This is a genomic window from Pasteurella sp. XG20 (assembly GCF_018968665.1).
Lineage (GTDB): Bacteria > Pseudomonadota > Gammaproteobacteria > Enterobacterales > Pasteurellaceae > Pasteurella > Pasteurella multocida.
Map to the genome: position 1 here is coordinate 516958 of NZ_CP076656.1, position 16813 is coordinate 533770.

The 16813-nt window shown below is 38.9% G+C and carries 13 protein-coding genes; 6 read left to right on the forward strand and 7 right to left on the reverse strand.

What is annotated here, in order from left to right:
* Window positions 1-95: 95 nt before the first annotated feature.
* The 5 genes from KPF51_RS02370 to potA all read right to left on the reverse strand — a co-directional run bounded on the left by KPF51_RS02370 (window position 96) and on the right by potA (window position 5301).
* Entirely contained in the window at window positions 96-1142 is a 1047-nt protein-coding gene (locus KPF51_RS02370; protein ID WP_005724653.1) for an extracellular solute-binding protein, read from the reverse strand.
* Window positions 1143-1401: 259 nt separating this feature from the next.
* Window positions 1402-2448: an extracellular solute-binding protein gene (locus tag KPF51_RS02375; protein WP_005724655.1), complete on the reverse strand. Its 1047-nt coding sequence runs from the start codon at window positions 2446-2448 to the stop codon at window positions 1402-1404.
* A 129-nt stretch (window positions 2449-2577) separates the two neighbouring features.
* The gene (potC, locus tag KPF51_RS02380; RefSeq protein WP_005724657.1) at window positions 2578-3345 is read right to left on the reverse strand and encodes a spermidine/putrescine ABC transporter permease PotC; all 768 of its coding nucleotides are present in this window, start codon (window positions 3343-3345) and stop codon (window positions 2578-2580) included.
* Window positions 3345-4199 (reverse strand): spermidine/putrescine ABC transporter permease PotB, encoded by an 855-nt coding sequence (potB, locus tag KPF51_RS02385; RefSeq protein WP_005721121.1) that lies wholly within the window; start codon window positions 4197-4199, stop codon window positions 3345-3347. Before potB ends, potC begins: the two co-directional genes overlap by 1 nt.
* A complete protein-coding gene (gene potA / locus KPF51_RS02390) occupies window positions 4189-5301 on the reverse strand; it encodes a spermidine/putrescine ABC transporter ATP-binding protein PotA (RefSeq protein ID WP_005724659.1) in 1113 nt (370 codons plus the stop codon). The genes potB and potA overlap by 11 nt, the downstream gene beginning before the upstream one ends.
* 323 nt (window positions 5302-5624) lie before the next feature.
* On the opposite strand from potA, the gene pepT reads away from it, so the two are divergent.
* Window positions 5625-6863, forward strand: a complete 1239-nt coding sequence (gene pepT / locus KPF51_RS02395) for a peptidase T (protein ID WP_061406183.1) — start codon at window positions 5625-5627, stop codon at window positions 6861-6863.
* A gap of 66 nt (window positions 6864-6929) precedes the next feature.
* Here pepT and KPF51_RS02400 read toward each other — a convergent pair whose 3' ends face one another.
* Together KPF51_RS02400 and KPF51_RS02405 are read right to left on the reverse strand one after the other, a co-directional pair.
* Window positions 6930-9584: a PqiB family protein gene (locus KPF51_RS02400; protein ID WP_005724660.1), complete on the reverse strand. Its 2655-nt coding sequence runs from the start codon at window positions 9582-9584 to the stop codon at window positions 6930-6932.
* The gene (locus KPF51_RS02405) at window positions 9562-10818 is read right to left on the reverse strand and encodes a paraquat-inducible protein A (RefSeq protein ID WP_005751196.1); all 1257 of its coding nucleotides are present in this window, start codon (window positions 10816-10818) and stop codon (window positions 9562-9564) included. The genes KPF51_RS02400 and KPF51_RS02405 overlap by 23 nt, the downstream gene beginning before the upstream one ends.
* Window positions 10819-11043: 225 nt before the next feature.
* Here KPF51_RS02405 and proQ point away from each other — a divergent pair, with 225 nt between their 5' ends.
* The 5 genes from proQ (at window position 11044) to KPF51_RS02430 (ending at window position 16799) form a co-directional block, all read left to right on the forward strand.
* Window positions 11044-11676, forward strand: coding sequence for an RNA chaperone ProQ (gene proQ, locus KPF51_RS02410; RefSeq protein ID WP_211599589.1), 633 nt, complete (start codon window positions 11044-11046; stop codon window positions 11674-11676).
* A 92-nt stretch (window positions 11677-11768) separates the two neighbouring features.
* Complete coding sequence (prc, locus tag KPF51_RS02415) at window positions 11769-13820, forward strand: carboxy terminal-processing peptidase (RefSeq protein WP_061406182.1); 2052 nt, start codon at window positions 11769-11771, stop codon at window positions 13818-13820.
* Window positions 13821-13889: 69 nt separating this feature from the next.
* Window positions 13890-15392 carry a murein L,D-transpeptidase gene (locus KPF51_RS02420; RefSeq protein ID WP_005724662.1) on the forward strand — a complete coding sequence of 501 codons (1503 nt, stop codon included), beginning with the start codon at window positions 13890-13892 and terminating at the stop codon, window positions 15390-15392.
* Window positions 15393-15536: 144 nt separating this feature from the next.
* On the forward strand, window positions 15537-16097 hold the full coding sequence (locus tag KPF51_RS02425) for a YcbK family protein (protein WP_005724663.1): 561 nt from the start codon (window positions 15537-15539) through the stop codon (window positions 16095-16097).
* Between the two features lie 72 nt (window positions 16098-16169).
* The gene (locus tag KPF51_RS02430; protein ID WP_211599588.1) at window positions 16170-16799 is read left to right on the forward strand and encodes an MBL fold metallo-hydrolase; all 630 of its coding nucleotides are present in this window, start codon (window positions 16170-16172) and stop codon (window positions 16797-16799) included.
* Window positions 16800-16813 lie beyond the last annotated feature (14 nt).

Here is a 16813-nt window from a genome sequence, read left to right on the forward strand (position 1 = left end):
CCTTCTCATCATGCATGACCTCATCTTAATGCAACAGAAAAAAAAGATCTTCATTCAGAAGATCTTTTTATGATACAAATCAAATCGATAGTGAATTATTTTGCTGCTTTGAGCTTTTGATAATACCCTTCATACAAATCGATAGCATTATCTACGTCCACTTGCCATTGGCTTCTATCAATAACCTCTTGTGTTAAGAACGTTGCATGATCATCGGTTAATTCTTTTGGTAAGCGTTTTAACGCTTCAAGGTTTGAGGTTGGATAGCCGATATTTAAAGTCAGTTTTTCGGATACATCTGCACTCAATAAATAGTTAATGAGCTTATAAGCATTTTCGGTATTTTTCGCATTGGAAGGGATAGCAAGATTATCTATCCATAACATAGTGCCTTCTTTTGGATAAATCATCTCTACCGTTGCCCCTTCATTTTTGGCGATACGAATGGAACCATTCCACAGCAAGCCAATATCGGTTTCACCTGAAATAAAAGTACTAGCAGGGTTATCCGAGTTAAAAGAAAGAATATTTGGACGTAATTTTAATAATTCCTCATAGGCTTCTTTTAATACTGCTGGATCTTGAGTATTAGGATCTTTCCCCATTTTTAATAAAGCAATATTAAACAGTTCACGAGGGTCATCGAGCATTTGTACTTTCCCTTTGAATTCGGCATTCCATAAATCCCCCCAAGATTGGAAATGGCTTGGATCTTGGTTGGTGGTATTATAAGCAATGCCAGTCGCACCAAAGAGTTGTGGTAATGAATATTTATTGCCTTTATCGTAAGGGCGATCAAGCATATTTGGATCAAGCTCTTTAATGACCGGTAATTTACTGTGATCAAGCTCTTTTAGCATGCCTTCACGTGCCATTTTGGACACAAAATAGCTAGTTGGTGCAATCACATCATAGCCACCGTCTTTCCCCAAAGTTTTTAATTTGGCATACATGGTTTCGTTTGACTCAAGGCTTGAAACAATGACCTTAATTCCCGTTTGTTTGGTAAATTCATCTAATAAACCTTCAGGAACATATTCAGTCCAAGTATAAAGGTAAACTTCATTGTTAGCTGCGCTTGCATAGTTGCTTACGCCCAGCATCATCACGCTAGCAGTTAAAATGCCAGTTAATTTTTTCATTCACATTGCTCCCAGAAAATGGGTGAAAATATGCCAGTAAAACGAGGGCGTTTACTGACCTGAAGATGCCGAATGGGTACGGACAAAGACGGATTTTAGGACAGAAAATCGCACTTGTAAATGAATTGTTATATAAAATTTTTGCTTAAAAATGCATGTCATGAGAAGTGAATTGCATAAGATAAAAGAGTAAAAAAAGTGCGGTCAAAATTTGTATTTTTTTGACCGCACTTGCTGTTTATGGATGATAAAAACGCGATTATTTAGCCGCTTTTAATTGTTGATAATAGTTTTCGTATAATTCAACCGCATCACCTACATCATCTTGCCAGTGGCTATTTTGTAGAATTTCAGCCGTTGGATAAACTGCTGGATCTTGCGTCACTTCGCTTGGCAATAATTCAAGTGCTTTTAAGTTTGATGTTGGGTAACCAATTTCTTCTGCTAACTGTGCAGCAACTTTTGCACTTAGTAAATAGTTAATTAATTTGTGTGCACCATCAGGGTTTTTCGAGTTAGCTGGAATAGCTAAGGTATCCACCCAAAGTACAGGACCTTCTTTCGGGAAAACCATGTTTAACGGCGCTTGTTCTTTTTTCGCAATACGGACTGAGCCATTCCATAATTGACCCACTTCCACCTCACCTGAAATGAATGAGTTCGCTGGGTTATCTGAGTTAAATGACAATACGTTTGGACGTAATTTTAACAGCTCTTCATAAGCTTGTTTAATGATTGCGGGATCCGTAGTATTTGGATCTTGACCCAATTTTAACAGTGCAATATTAAACACTTCGCGTGCGTCATCTAATAATTGGACTTTCCCTTTAAATTCAGGTTTCCATAAATCACCCCAAGCAGTAAAGTTTTCACCTTTATAGCTATCGGTATTAAATGCAATACCCGGTGCACCTAATAGCTGAGGCAAGGAGTATTTGTTGCCTTTATCATAAGGCTTATCCAACCAATCAGGGTTTAAGTCTTTGATAACAGGTAATTTGCTGTGGTCTAGCTCTTTTAACATACCTTCACGCGCCATTTTAGACACAAAATAGTTTGATGGTGCAATCACATCATAACCACTGGTTTCGCCTTGTGTCTTTAATTTGGCGTACATGGTTTCGTTTGATTCTAAGCTTGAAACGATAACTTTGATGCCCGTTTCTTTTGTGAAGTCATCTAATAAACCATCTGGAACGTATTCTGTCCAAGTATAAAGGTAAACAGTGTCATTGGTTGCATGTGCATTTGCGGCTAAGCCGAATGTCATGATCCCTGCAGTCACAAGACCTGCAAATTTTTTCATCTCTATCATTCTCCTGTTGAGGGTAATCATTTCTTCTTGAAGAAGCATAAAAAAACGCCTTGTTTTAAGGCAAGGCGTATTCTATTTTGTATTAGGTTGTTTGTGAAGTATTATTTTTTAAGACAACATTTATTTGTCTTTTCTTGCAACCACTTGGCTCAAAATGACTAAAGCTAATGAAAGAATAATCATAATGGTTGCCAATGCATTGACTTCTGGGGTGACACCTGTTTTGACCAAAGAGAAAATTTTCAATGGTAAAATCTCATAGCTGACGCCACTCACGAATGAGGAGACCACTACATCATCCAGTGAGATAGTAAAGCTCAATAACCAACCTGAAACGATAGCTGGCAGCGCCAGTGGGAAAATAATTTTACGTAAAATTGTCACCTCGCCCGCCCCCAGATCTTTGGCAGCCTCTAGCATTTTGGCATCAAACCCTTTTAATCTTGAGAAAATGGTGACGACCACGTAAGGTAAACAGAAGGTAATATGGGCGAGTAATAATGACCAAAAACCTAAGTTAATTCCTACAATCATAAACAGTGCCAGTAAAGAAACTGCCATGACAATATCTGGAGACATCATGACGATAAATAACATCCCACTAACTGCTTGTTTACCACGGAAACGATAGCGGTAAAGCGCAATCGCGGTCAGTCCACCAATAATCGTTGCTGCTGTCGCTGCAAAGAAAGCAATGGTAATAGAGTGAATGGCTGCTTGAATTAAGGTATCGTTGCTAAACAAACGCTCATACCATTTCCAACTAAAGCCTTTCCAGGTTAAGCCATAACGATCATCGTTAAACGAGTTTGTGACTAAGATTGCAATTGGAATATACAAATAAGCATAGACCACAAACATAAAAATATTGCGTAGTAAACGGCCCATTATTCCAACTCCATTTTCTTATTCATTAATTTGCTGGCTTTGTAGTAAACAAAGATCAGTAATGCCATCAGGATAGTTAATCCAATGCTGATTGCAGAACCAAACGGCCAGTTACGTGAGATCAAGAATTCACTCTTAATCACGTTACCCACTAAGAGGACTTTGGCACCGCCTAATAAATCAGCGACATAGAACATCCCCATGGCTGGTAAAAGCACTAATAAACAACCTGCGATAATACCCGGCATCGTGAGCGGAATAATCACTTTGATAAAGCGTTGGAATGCATTAGCACCCAGATCTTTTGCCGCTTCCAGTAAGCGATAATCCAATTTTTCAATAGAGGCATAAAGTGGCAAAATCATAAATGGCAGCAATAAATACACTAAACCAATGATGACCGCGACTTCTGTATTCAAAATACGGATAGGCGTATCAATTAAGCCAATGGACATGAGTGTGCTATTTAAAATCCCTTTGACCCCTAAGAAAATTTTCATACCATAAATACGAATTAGGGAGTTGGTCCAGAAAGGTAACACCACTAAAAACAGTAAAAATGGACGGTATTTCGGGTTAATTTTGGTTAATAAAAAGGCAAAAGGATAGCCGATAATCAGACACACTAAGGTAGCTAAACCCGACATATATAAGGAATTCCATACCACTTGCGCATATAGCGGCTCAAATAAGCGTGTATAGTTTTCCAATGTAAAAGGAAGCGCATAGAAATTACTGCTATCGCGAGTTAAAAAACTCACGATCAGCACAAGTAAGTTTGGCGCAAGAACAAAGAAAATCAACCACCCGAAGATGACACCAATGGTTGATTTCTGAAAGGCGTTATTCTTCATCGCTCAACACTACCTCCCAGCCTTCGTGCCATGTTAATGCCACTTTTTGACCTAAAGAGTGATCGATATTTGGATCGTCTTCGTTAAAGAATTCGCTAACAAGCACGGTCATTCCATTATGGTCTAGCGTGATGTTTGATTCTAACGTCATTCCTTTATAGTTACGATCTGCCACGTGACCAATAATCGCTTTTGAACTTTGGTTTTCATCCAATTCTTCAATTAAGATATCTTCCGGACGTAATAAAACTTTGAGTTTTTGCTCAGCAACAACATCAAGATTGGTATAAATATCGCAAACGCGTCCTTCCACATTGGCGCGAACACGTTTCTCATCGACACGCGTTAATACCGTTGCATTGAAGATATTGATTTCACCAATAAATTTGGCAACAAACAGATTTTTTGGCTCTTCATAAATTTCACGCGGGGAACCATCTTGTTGGATATGACCTTTACGTAACACAATAATACGATCAGACATCGTAAGAGCTTCTTCTTGATCGTGAGTCACAAAAATAAAGGTAATGCCCAATTTGCGTTGCAATGCCTTTAATTCATTTTGCATTTGTTTACGCAATTTATAATCTAATGCGGAAAGGGATTCATCCAGTAGCAACACTTTCGGTTTGTTAACCACTGCACGCGCAATGGCAATACGTTGTTGTTGACCACCCGATAATTGAGCAGGTTTACTGTACGCATATTCTTCAAGTTGTACCATACGTAATGCTTCTAACACGCGAGGTTTAATTTCCTCATTCGGTACTTTTTGCATGCGTAAGCCAAATGCCACATTTTCAAAAATTGTCATATGTGGGAATAAGGCATAACTTTGGAAAACAGTATTGACGTGACGCTGTTCTGCAGGGACATGAGTAATGTCCTCTCCGTCAAGAATAATATTGCCTGAATCTAATTCTTCTAACCCTGCAAGTAAACGTAAAACTGTCGTTTTACCACAACCTGAAGGACCAAGAATGGTTAAAAACTCACCATTGTTGATTGTTAAGTTAAAGTTTTCAATGATAGTTTTATCACCATAAGATTTAGTAATAGAACGAAGCTCAATAATAGGCTTGTTTTGAACTGAACTTTCCACTAGCTTTGGTTTTCTCCCTAATGTACCAATTTTGGTATTGAGTAGAAATAAATGCCAACAGAAAAGCTGTTGGCACTTACGGTTAAAAAATAAATGCTAATGATATAGCTATTGTTCAATAAATAAAAGGGATTTTGTAAAAAATTTAAAAGAGAGTGTGACATGATTTTTTATGAGATGTGGTGTTATGTAGCGAGTGTTTTAGGCTTGTATAAGAAAGCTAGGGTTTTCACAAAATTAAAGCGAAAAGTTGTGATATGTCAATGAAGCTCAGATGATTTGTCGTTAGACTGAAACCATTCTTTTATCAGCGAGCCAGTTTTATGTTAAACCAACAGCAAACCTATAAGCTATTAGAACGCTTTTTACACTATACCACCTACGATACCCAGTCGAAAAGCGGGGCGAAAATATCCCCGAGCTCAGCGGGACAATTAAAGCTTGCCAAGCATTTACAACAGGAATTATTCGCCCTCGGTTTACAAGATATTGACATCTCTAAACATTCCGTTGTGACAGCTTTTCTTCCTTCCAATGTCAATCCAGATTCGCCAACCATTGGTTTCATTGCGCATTTAGATACAGCAACACAATGTAGCGGTAAAAATGTGCAAGCCGAAGTGATTGAAAATTACCGTGGTGGCGATATTGCGCTAGGGGTGGGCGAGGAGTTTATTAGCCCTGCGCATTATCAATTTTTACATCAACTGATTGGGAAAACGTTAGTGGTTGCTGATGGCAATACTTTACTAGGTGCGGATAATAAAGCCGGTATTGCAGAAATTATGACCGCACTTGCGGTATTAAAAGAAGAAAATTTACCGCATTGTAACATTCGTGTTGCCTTTACGCCGGATGAAGAAATTGGTTTGGGGATGCAATTTTTTCCTGTAGAAAAATTTCCGTGTGATTGGGCTTATACTATTGATGGTGGTGAAGTCGGTGAATTAGAGTATGAAAACTTTAATGCCGCGACGGCGATTGTGACGATTGAAGGTGTAAATATGCACACAGGATCGGCAAAAGACAAAATGATTAATGCGCTTACGCTTGCTTGTGAATTTCAGCAAGGTTTTCCAGCAGAGGAAACACCAGAGCAGACAGAAGGGAAACAGGGGTTTTACCATCTTAGTCACTTTACCGGACATGTGGAAAAAGTGGAATTGCAGTATTTAATTCGGGATTTCGACAGGGACGGATTTGAGCAACGTAAAATTTTTATTCAGCAGCTTGTTGACCGGTTTAATCAACAAAAACGTTTAAAAAAGCCAATCACACTTGAAATTAAAGACAGTTATAAGAACATGAATGAAGTCGTGAAAACCGTGCCACAATCCGTTGAATTGGCGGATAGCGCGATGCGAGAATGTGGCATTGAGCCGATTCATAAAGCGATTCGTGGGGGCACCGATGGCGCTTGGTTAGCGGAACAGGGATTAGCTTGCCCAAATGTGTTTACGGGGGGATATAATTTTCACAGTAAACATGAGTTAATTACTTTGGAGGGGATGCAAAGTGCCGTCAATGTGATAACGACGATTGTCAGACTGGCGACAAGCTAAATAGATCAGAAAAAATTACAGATAAACATACCGCACTTGAGGATAAAAGTGCGGTATGTTTTTCGTTTATTTTGGTAAAGCGCCCGAATTCCATTGTTGCGCATCTTGAGGACGTTTTACTTGCAGTAAAAAATGTTGATTTGCTTTTGCGACAGGTTGAATCACTGTGCTCGCGGGTGTAGAAAAAGCAATTCCACCTTTTAATAATTGTTGTACTGATCCCGTATTGACTTCTGCACCGCGTAAACTGAAATTAAAATCATAGCCGGCGGCAATCCAAAATTCTGAATTTTGACGGACAAGATGCTGGTATTTTCGCGCAATAATAATATGCACAAAGACACGATCACCGAGTTCATTTAACGTGATATGGTTGATTTTTCCTACCTCAACGCCACGATAGAGGATTGGTGAGCCTACGGTAATATTCAACGCATCATGGGTTTCTAACACCAATGGCAAGCCTTGGGTATATTTATTATTGCTACGAGGCGCAGATTGTACCAATGTAAACTGTGTTTTTCCTTTGCCTTGACCGATTTCAACATCAATATAGGGTTGGAGTAAACTCTCTAAGTTTTCAATGCTCGCCGCAGAAATTTGAGGAGATATCAACGTAAAACGGCTGCCTTCTTTGGCGATCAATGACATGTATTGTGGATTAATCAACGCTTTTGCGATCACTTTATTACTTTTCGTATCCAAATTTACTGTGGCGATTTCACCGATATTGAGACCAAGATAGCGTAACGGCATACCTTGACTTAAATTCGTCGCATCTTCGGTAATAAACGTCAGTTGTTGTCCAGCAGATTTTGCCCGTAACTCATTTGGATAAAGTGTTTTCGAGCCAGTATGCCCGATATTATCAAAGCTGATTGCGCCTTTTAAAGCGCGTGAAATTGGGGTCGCCTGAATACTTACCCCCTGTGTACTGATATCGACTTTCGCAGCACTTTCTACCCAGAAGACACTTTTATGGGTCAATAATGTTTGATATTTTGGATAAATAAAAACATCGATCTCAAATGTATTGTTTTTTGGTCGGACATCTAAAATCTTACCGACTTCATATTGGCGATATAATACGACGGAGCCCGCATTGATATTGGGTAATCTCTCTGAGCTTAAGGTCAGTGTCGGTGCTAAATTGGCATCGGTAATGCCGACCTGCGCATGAGAGATATCTTTATACAATGGATAGTGGGTAAGAGGCTGTCCTTCTTTTTGTTTGCCAGCGAGTACACGCACCCCACCTTGTAGCCATTTTTCTGGTGAAGCCGCTTCAAAACGTAAACCATTCGCATCGATGTTGATATCCAATTGGGATGCTGCAATAAACTGACTATCTTGATGAATCAGATGACGATATTTTTCTGCAATAGCCACTTTGAAATTCACACCATCAACATTGAGATCTTGTTGAATAATTTCACCTATAGTGACATCGTTATAATAGACAGCTTGTCCTTCACTGACCCCGTAGGTTTCCGGTGCGCTTAAGGTGAGAACCAAAGTATTAGGTTGTTGCAATAAAAGCTCATTTTCTTTAATTACTGTGAAGGCGGTTTGAGGTTCACCTGCTGCCGCAAGTATTTCAAAATATTCACCACGAAGAAGTTGTGGAAGATTCGTTAGATCCGCTAAGCCTGGTTTTTTATTGCGTAAGACAATATGCGTTTTGCTCGTGAATAATTCCGATAACATGGGGTCAATTAAGAGCTTACCTTGCAATAAAGCAGGTTGTTCTTCAACAGAGGTTAATTCAGATAGCACACCAATTTGTTTGTTTTGATGATAAACCCCAGTTTGTCCTGTTTGTAAGCCCGTGGTATGAGGAATATTGACGTCAATGACGATACCGCGTTTAGCCGCATTAAAATTAGCATAAAGTGTGAATTTGTCATGGCTTTCGGCTTGCTCGCTATTTGCCGGCGAGTCAAAGGCGACCGCACCTTGTACAATCGCATTGAGGCTATCTACGTTAATGTTAATGCCGGATAGACCAATTTGTGCATCGATCCCGCTAATATTCCAGAAGTGGCTGTCTTTCTTGACAAAATGTGCATAGGCCTTATCAACTACAATGTTAATTGAGACTTTTTTACCGTCTTCAACAAAGCGATAATCATACACTTTCCCAACCGGTAACTTTTTAAAATAGACTGATGCGCCAATGGAAATTGATCCAAGATCATCGGCAAGTAAGTGTACTAATAAATCGCCATCATCCACTTGGGCGATTGGTCCTTCTGTTTCGGCGATGAATTCATCTTCATTTTCCCCATCACCGGGTTGCAAAGTAATATAGTTACCAGAAACGAGCGCATCTATGCCTGAAATACCAGCTAAGGAAGCACTGGGTTTGACTAACCAAAATTTTGTGTTCTTACGTAATACAGTTTTGGCTTCAGGATAAATGTTAGCTACTACTTCAACCTGCTTTAAGTCTTTCGTAAAGTTGACTTTCTTAACAACCCCGATTTGTAAGCCTTGGTAACGCACTTGCGTTTTTCCTGCGACCAGTCCTTCACCATTGGCAAAAGTGATGCGAATGGTATGTCCTTGTTCTTGGATGATTTGGAAAAATAAGATTGCACCAATACAAAGGGCAACAAAAGGCAGTAACCAAAAAGGTGAAATACGTCTGACTTGTTTTAAATGAGCAGGTATTGTGCTATGTGTTTGTGCCTGCGTGTTATCGTGCTGTTTGTTTGTCATAAATTTTCCAAAGTAATCGGCTATCAAATTGTGAAGTAGAAATCATTGTTAAAAAAACGGCAATACCAAAGTAAAAGGCCGCGGGACCAACAGAAAAATCGATAATTTGTCCACGTGTTACTAATGACATCATCAATGCTAAAACAAAGAGGTCAAGCATGGACCAACGCCCGACAAAATGGACAAAGTGGAGTAGTCGCATTTGCCATTTGATTGAGTGCCTTAATTGAAAATGCACACAAATTAATAAATATAACATAATCATAATTTTACTGATGGGGACAAAAATACTGGCAACAAAAACAATAAAGGCGACAAAGTAACTTCCCATATCAATAAAACTTAATACACCAGACATTAATGTATCCGCACTGGGTGCGCCATTGACATACACCACGGAAATGGGTAACAAATTGGCTGGAAAAATCATAATAATCCCTGCAATTAAGGTGGCCCATGTGCGTTGTAGCTTAATATGCGCTGATAAGTGTAAAGTAGAATGACAACGAGGGCAAATTGCACGCTGTTGACGATCATGCATAGCGTGCATAAAACTGTACTGGCATTCAAAACAGTAGTGCGGTTTATTATCTTGTGGAATCGCATTGAGTGAATGTTGCTGTGGGTAAAATTCATTCCACAATTCCTTAGGATTTAATTTGATAAAAAGCAATGTTGTTAAAAGCGCAGTAAAAACAAAAGCAATCAGATAAATATCAATTTCTAACGTGGCGTATTCTTTCACTTTAAACATTGTCACCGCCAAGGCAACTAAGTAAACATCAAACATCACCCAAGGTTTGATATGCGCGAGAGAAATTAAAAGATTACGCGGTTTTACTCTCAGTAATTGCGAGAGGCGTAGAAGTAAAACAAGCAATGCAAAAGAAATAGGCATAAAAACAGCACAAATAAACACTAAAAAGGCAGTATAGGGATAACCTTGGGTAGCCATTTTCCAAACGCCACCCCAAACCGACGCATCAATTTTGGTACCTAATAAATCAATGCTAAGAAGTGGAAATTTTAACGCAAAGGGCATTAAAATGAGGATAGACAGTGCAATCATGGCACAACGATGGAGGCTCCAACGATCCGTTGTTTTGATCACATGATGACAGCGGGGACATTCTGCCAGTTGTTCGCTTTGTAAGGTTGGAAAAGACACAACTGCATCACAATCTGAGCAACAGGCTAATTCATGTAGAGGGCGTTGAGCGGTATTTTTTGTCATTCAGTTACATGCCACGTGTAATAAACAGAGCCACATTCTATCCTGTCTAAAAAGTTTTGGAAATATCCCCGTCAGAGAATGTCACGCCTATCTTTCTTTTATGGATACTGCTTTTATGAACGTAAATTAATGTATTTGTGTGAGGATATAATTGTCATTTTTTCCGAAAGTGAGCTAAACTATGCCGAGTTTTTCTATTTAAAAATTGACACTCAGGAAAAAAGAATGACCGAAGTCCAAAAATTAACGAATAATAAAGAAGTGATTGCCTATTTAGTGGAAAAGTTTCCACTTTGTTTTTCATTAGAAGGGGAAGCAAAACCGTTAAAAATTGGTTTATTCCAAGACTTAGCTGAGGCATTGCAAGATGATGAACGTGTAAGTAAAACACAATTACGTCAAGCATTACGTGCGTACACGTCAAATTGGCGTTATTTGCATGGCTGTAAAGCTGGGGCTGAGCGTGTTGATTTACAAGGAAATGCGTGTGGTATTTTAGAACAAGAGCATGCCGAACATGCTGCGCAACAGTTAGCGGAAGCAAAAGCTAAAGTTGCAGCAATGCGTGCAGCAGAGAAAGCAGCTAAACCTGAAAAAAAACGTCCTGCTCGTCGTGTTGCGGCAAAAGGACAACATGCGAAAGAGACAACCACCAATAAAGCCAAAGTGACACGTAAACTGAAAGTGATTTTAAACGCGATTGAGTTAGCGAGTTTACAAAAAGGTGACAGTGTGAAAGTGAAAGTGGGTGAGAGTGCTAAAAAGGCGATTGTGCTTGAAGTGGTAAAAGACTCTGCCCGTGTACAATTAGAAAATGGCTTAGTCATCACTGTCACAGCTGAACATCTGTTTGCATAAGATGAAATAAGTACAAAATGCCATCAAATAAGGTGGCATTTATTGATCAAAGTGATTAATCATAAATTGTATTTTCTTTTTAGGAAGGTGAAATGAAATTGAGTAAAACAAAAAGTTATTTAGCAACGTTTTTGTTAAGTACTTTCTTAATGAGCTTTAATCTTGTCGAGGCAGTACAGCCAAAAATCAAATTAAGCGATATTGTTACGCCACAACCTACGGAAGAAAATCAATTAGCGACAAAACGTGCGACAACCCGTTTAACGCAAAGTCATTATCGTAAGTTCCAGTTAAATGACGCGTTTTCTGAGAAAATTTTTGAGCGTTATCTTAAGTCATTAGATTTTAGCCGAAATACTTTTCTACAATCTGATATTGATGAAATGCGCGCAAAATATGCCGATAAGTTTGATGATGCATTAAATGAAGGGGATTTAAGTATTGCCTTTGCAATGTACGATTTAATGATGAAAAGACGCTATGATCGTTATAAATACGCGCTTTCTTTATTAGATAAAGAGCCTGATTTATCAGGTCAGGATCAAATTGAAATCGATCGTGAGAAATCCCCGTGGCCAAAAGACAACGCAGAATTAGATAAGTTGTGGGAACAACGAGTTAAAAACGACATTATCAATCAGAAATTAAAAGATAAAAAATGGTCTGATATTAAGAAACGTTTAATTAAACGTTATGATTTGGCGATTCGTCGTTTAACCCAGACTAAAGCAGATGACATTCTTCAGGTGTATTTAAATGCCTTTGCACGAGAAGTGGATCCGCACACAAGCTATTTGGCACCGAGAACAGCGAAAAGTTTTAACGAAAGTATGAACCTGTCGTTAGAAGGGATTGGCGCGACATTACAACAAACGGAAGATGATGGGACAACGATTAAATCATTAGTGCCAGGGGCACCTGCAGAACGGAGCAAAAAATTGAAAGCAGGTGACCGCATTATTGGTGTAGGGCAAGCCAGCGGTGAAATCGAAGATGTTGTAGGTTGGCGTTTAGAAGATATTGTTGACAAAATTAAAGGTAAGAAAGGCACAAAAGTGCGTTTAGAAATTGAGCCTGCGAAAGGGGGCAAATCTAAGATTATTACCTTAGTGCGCGATAAAGTTCGTATTGAAGATCAAGCCGCGAAACTCACAATCAGCAAAGTAGAGGGGCAAATTGTCGCCTCAATTAAGATTCCAAGTTTTTACATTGGATTGACACAAGATGTGAGAAAATTATTGGCTGAAATGAAAACGAAAAAAGCAAAAGCCTTAATTATTGACTTACGCGATAATGGCGGTGGCGCATTAACCGAAGCGGTTGGGTTAAGCGGTTTATTTATTAGCGATGGACCGATTGTCCAAGTGCGCGATGCTTTTCAACGTATTCGCGTTCATGAAGATCCAGACAGTGAACAAGTTTATTCTGGACCTTTATTAGTGATGATTAACCGTTTTAGTGCTTCAGCTTCAGAGATTTTTGCTGCCGCAATGCAGGATTATAATCGTGGAATTATTATTGGGCAGAATACTTTTGGTAAGGGAACAGTACAGCAAAGTCGTTCGTTAAACTTTGCGTTCGATGCCAATCAAGAACCTTTAGGTCTGATTCAATATACTATTCAGAAGTTTTATCGTATTGATGGTGGAAGTACTCAATTAAAAGGCGTGGCAACAGACATTGATTTCCCCGCTGCGATTGATGCGAAAGAATATGGTGAGGAAAGAGAAGATAATGCGTTGCCTTGGGATAAAATTCCTGCCGCAAATTACTTTGAAGTCGCACAAGCGCGTGATGCAGTAGCGTTCTTAACACCAAAACATATTGAACGCATAGCTAAAGATCCCGAATTTGTCGCATTAAATGAAGAGCTTAAAATTCGTGATGAAAGAAACGCATTAAAATATTTGTCGTTGAATTATCAAAAGCGCAAAATTGAAAATGATAAAGATGATGCAAGACGTTTAAAAGACTTAAATGCACGCTTTAAACGTGAGGGTAAAAAACCATTAAAAGATCTGGATGATTTAGCAAAAGATTATGAGGCGCCAGATTTTTATTTAAAAGAAGCAGAGAAAATGGCAGCTGATCTTGTTCAGTTTGAAGCCGAAAAAATGGGTATGAATCAGAAAAGCACAAACTAGTTTTATTTTGACCGCACTTTCATCATGAGAGTGGCGGTCATTTTCTCATTTATGTTAAGGAACTATGTGATGTTAAAGATAAAATCATTTAAATTTGCACAATTAGCCTTGCTGTTTTCTTGTGCTTGTTCAACGAGCGTATTCGCTAATCAAGAGTCGTTGCCTACTCCAATTATTGATACGGTACAAGAGGCCGATCTTTTAACACGTCAACAGCTTGAGTTAGAAACTAAAGCCATTGAAGCGCAATTAGCGGCAGAAAAGAAACTAGAAGAGGAACGTCTTGCAGCAGAAAAACAAGCGCTCGCAGAACAAACATTAACGGATAAGTTAGGGCAAATTGAATTACAATTTAAGTCAACTGTTGCGAAAATTTATGCAGATAATGATTTCCAATTACTTTGGCAAGATAAGGCAACGGAACAACAATTCTTACGTGAGTATGCTGCGTTAGTTCTCAGTGGGATTTCTAAACAAGCTTCCACGATTCTTGAACATATTGACTCGACGTCAGAAGGTAGCTTTGAACGAGATGCATTACTCACCGATACCTTTTTAGATTATATGTATTATGCCAACAATGTGAGTAAATCCGCACAAAAATGGTTATATAGCGCGAATAACTATAAACCAGCATTACCTCGTGATGAACAGATTCATGCATGGTTATCTGCAGTTGCAATGGGGAAAAGTGCGGACTTTTTAACGTCACTTTCAACACAAAATCCATTATATCGTCAGACGATAGCGCAGCTACCTTCTTTATTTAATGCAGAAGGGATGGATAATGATAAGCTGGCACAATTATATAAAATTGCAATTAATGCCCAACGTTTACGTGTTATTCCTGCTTTCGACAATGGCTTATTTGTCAATATTCCAAGCTACCAATTGCATTATTATCGTGATGGTAAACTGATTTTGACCTCTAAAGTAATTGTCGGCAAAAAAGCGCGTAAAACCCCTGTGCTTTACAGTAAATTAAGTGATGTTGTCGTGAATCCACCTTGGAACACCCCGACACGTTTGATTAATGAAGATATCATTCCACGTGTACGTAAAGATCCAAGTTATATCTATCGTAATGGTTATACGATTATTGACAGTAAAGGAAAAACTATCGATCCTTATACGATTGATTGGGAAAATATGACGGCGAAAAAATTTCCTTACCGTTTACGTCAGGCACCAGGAGACAGTGCATTAGGTAACTTTAAGTTTAATATGCCAAGTTCGGATGCCATCTATTTGCACGATACACCAAGCAGAGGCTTGTTTGCGAAGAAAGATTTAGCATTAAGCTCAGGCTGTGTCCGAGTAGAAAAAGCAGATGAATTAGCTAGTGTGCTTTTAAAAGAGGCGGGCTGGAGTGAAGAACGTAAAGTGAATACTGTAAAAAGTCGTAAAACGATCTCAGTTAATGTGGCTTCGAATAATCCGGTCTTTCTATATTATGTGACCGCATGGGTCAACAATGGTAAAACACATACTTTACCTGATATTTATGGTTATGATGTCACCCCAAATTTAAGCTACATTAATTGGGCTATCGTTAAAAAGTATTTAAATTAATCAGACTCTCGTCACAAATTGAACACATTCCCCCTTTCTTTTTAGGGGGAAATAGGTAAAATAAGTGCGTTTTGTTCTTTTTGAGAACGAATGTTAATTACGTTGGTCAAACTAAGCATGAAATAACATAGAGAAATTGACATAATGAATAGTATTAACCATACTCGCCGTAAATGGTTATCTTTAGGTGGGATCGTATTAGGCGCATCTTTGTTACCGAGTCCTTTGTTGGCAGCTGTTTCGACACCTAAACCACGTATTTTACGTTTCAGAAACATTAATACAGGGGATAAATTTAGTGCAGAGTTTTTGCCAAGTAAAGGCTTTTCCTCTGTCGCACTTAAGAAATTGGATTATTTAATGCGTGATAAACGTAATAATCATATGCATAGAATGGATCCAAAACTGTTTTTAAAATTTTATCGTTTACAAGCCAGCTTAGGTTTACGTAATACTGAAATCCAAATTATTTGTGGTTATCGCTCACCAGTGAGTAATGCGGCGATGCATCGTAGAAGCCGTGGTGTAGCCAGTAACAGTTATCATACACGTGGACAAGCGATTGATTTCCGTATTGATGGCGTACCATTAGCAAAACTTCGTCAAGCAGCAGAAAAACTGAATAATGGTGGGGTAGGATATTATCCGCGCAGTAATTTTATTCATGTGGATACTGGTCCTGTTCGTACATGGCGTGGCAGTTGATAAAATAAAACTTTTCCGTATTGAACCGCACTTTTGTGCGGTTTTCTTCTTATTTAGTCATAGAGAGATAGCATGAATATTGAAATTATTCCGGTCACCGCTTTTCAGCAAAATTGTTCTTTAATTTGGGATGAGAAGCGTAATGCGGCAATTATTGATCCCGGTGGTGACGCGGAAAAATTGATTAAGCGAATTGAAGAGTTGGACTTGAATTTACAAGCTATTTTATTGACACATGGACATCTTGACCATGTGGGAGCGGCACCAAAATTGAAGGTGCATTTTAACGTAGAGATAATTGGTCCTAATTCACAAGATGAATACTGGTTTAATGCATTACCAGCACAATCGCAAAAATTTGGTCTGTTTGAAATTCCAGCCTTTACGCCAGATCGTTGGTTAAATAACGAAGGCGAGATTATCCAAGTTGGGGATATGCAATTTGAAGTACTGCACCTACCAGGACACACCCCGGGGCATATTGGGTTTATCGAACACGAAAAGCGAATTGCCTTTACTGGTGATGTGCTCTTTAAGCAAAGTATTGGGCGCACGGATTTTCAAGGGGGCGATCACGCGACCTTGTTGAGTGTTATTAAAGAGAAATTATATCCTTTAGGCGATGACATGATTATTGTTGCTGGGCATGGACCCTATACCACTATCGGTCAAGAAAAGCAGCACAATCCCTTTGTGCGCTAAATACGAGAAAGAAA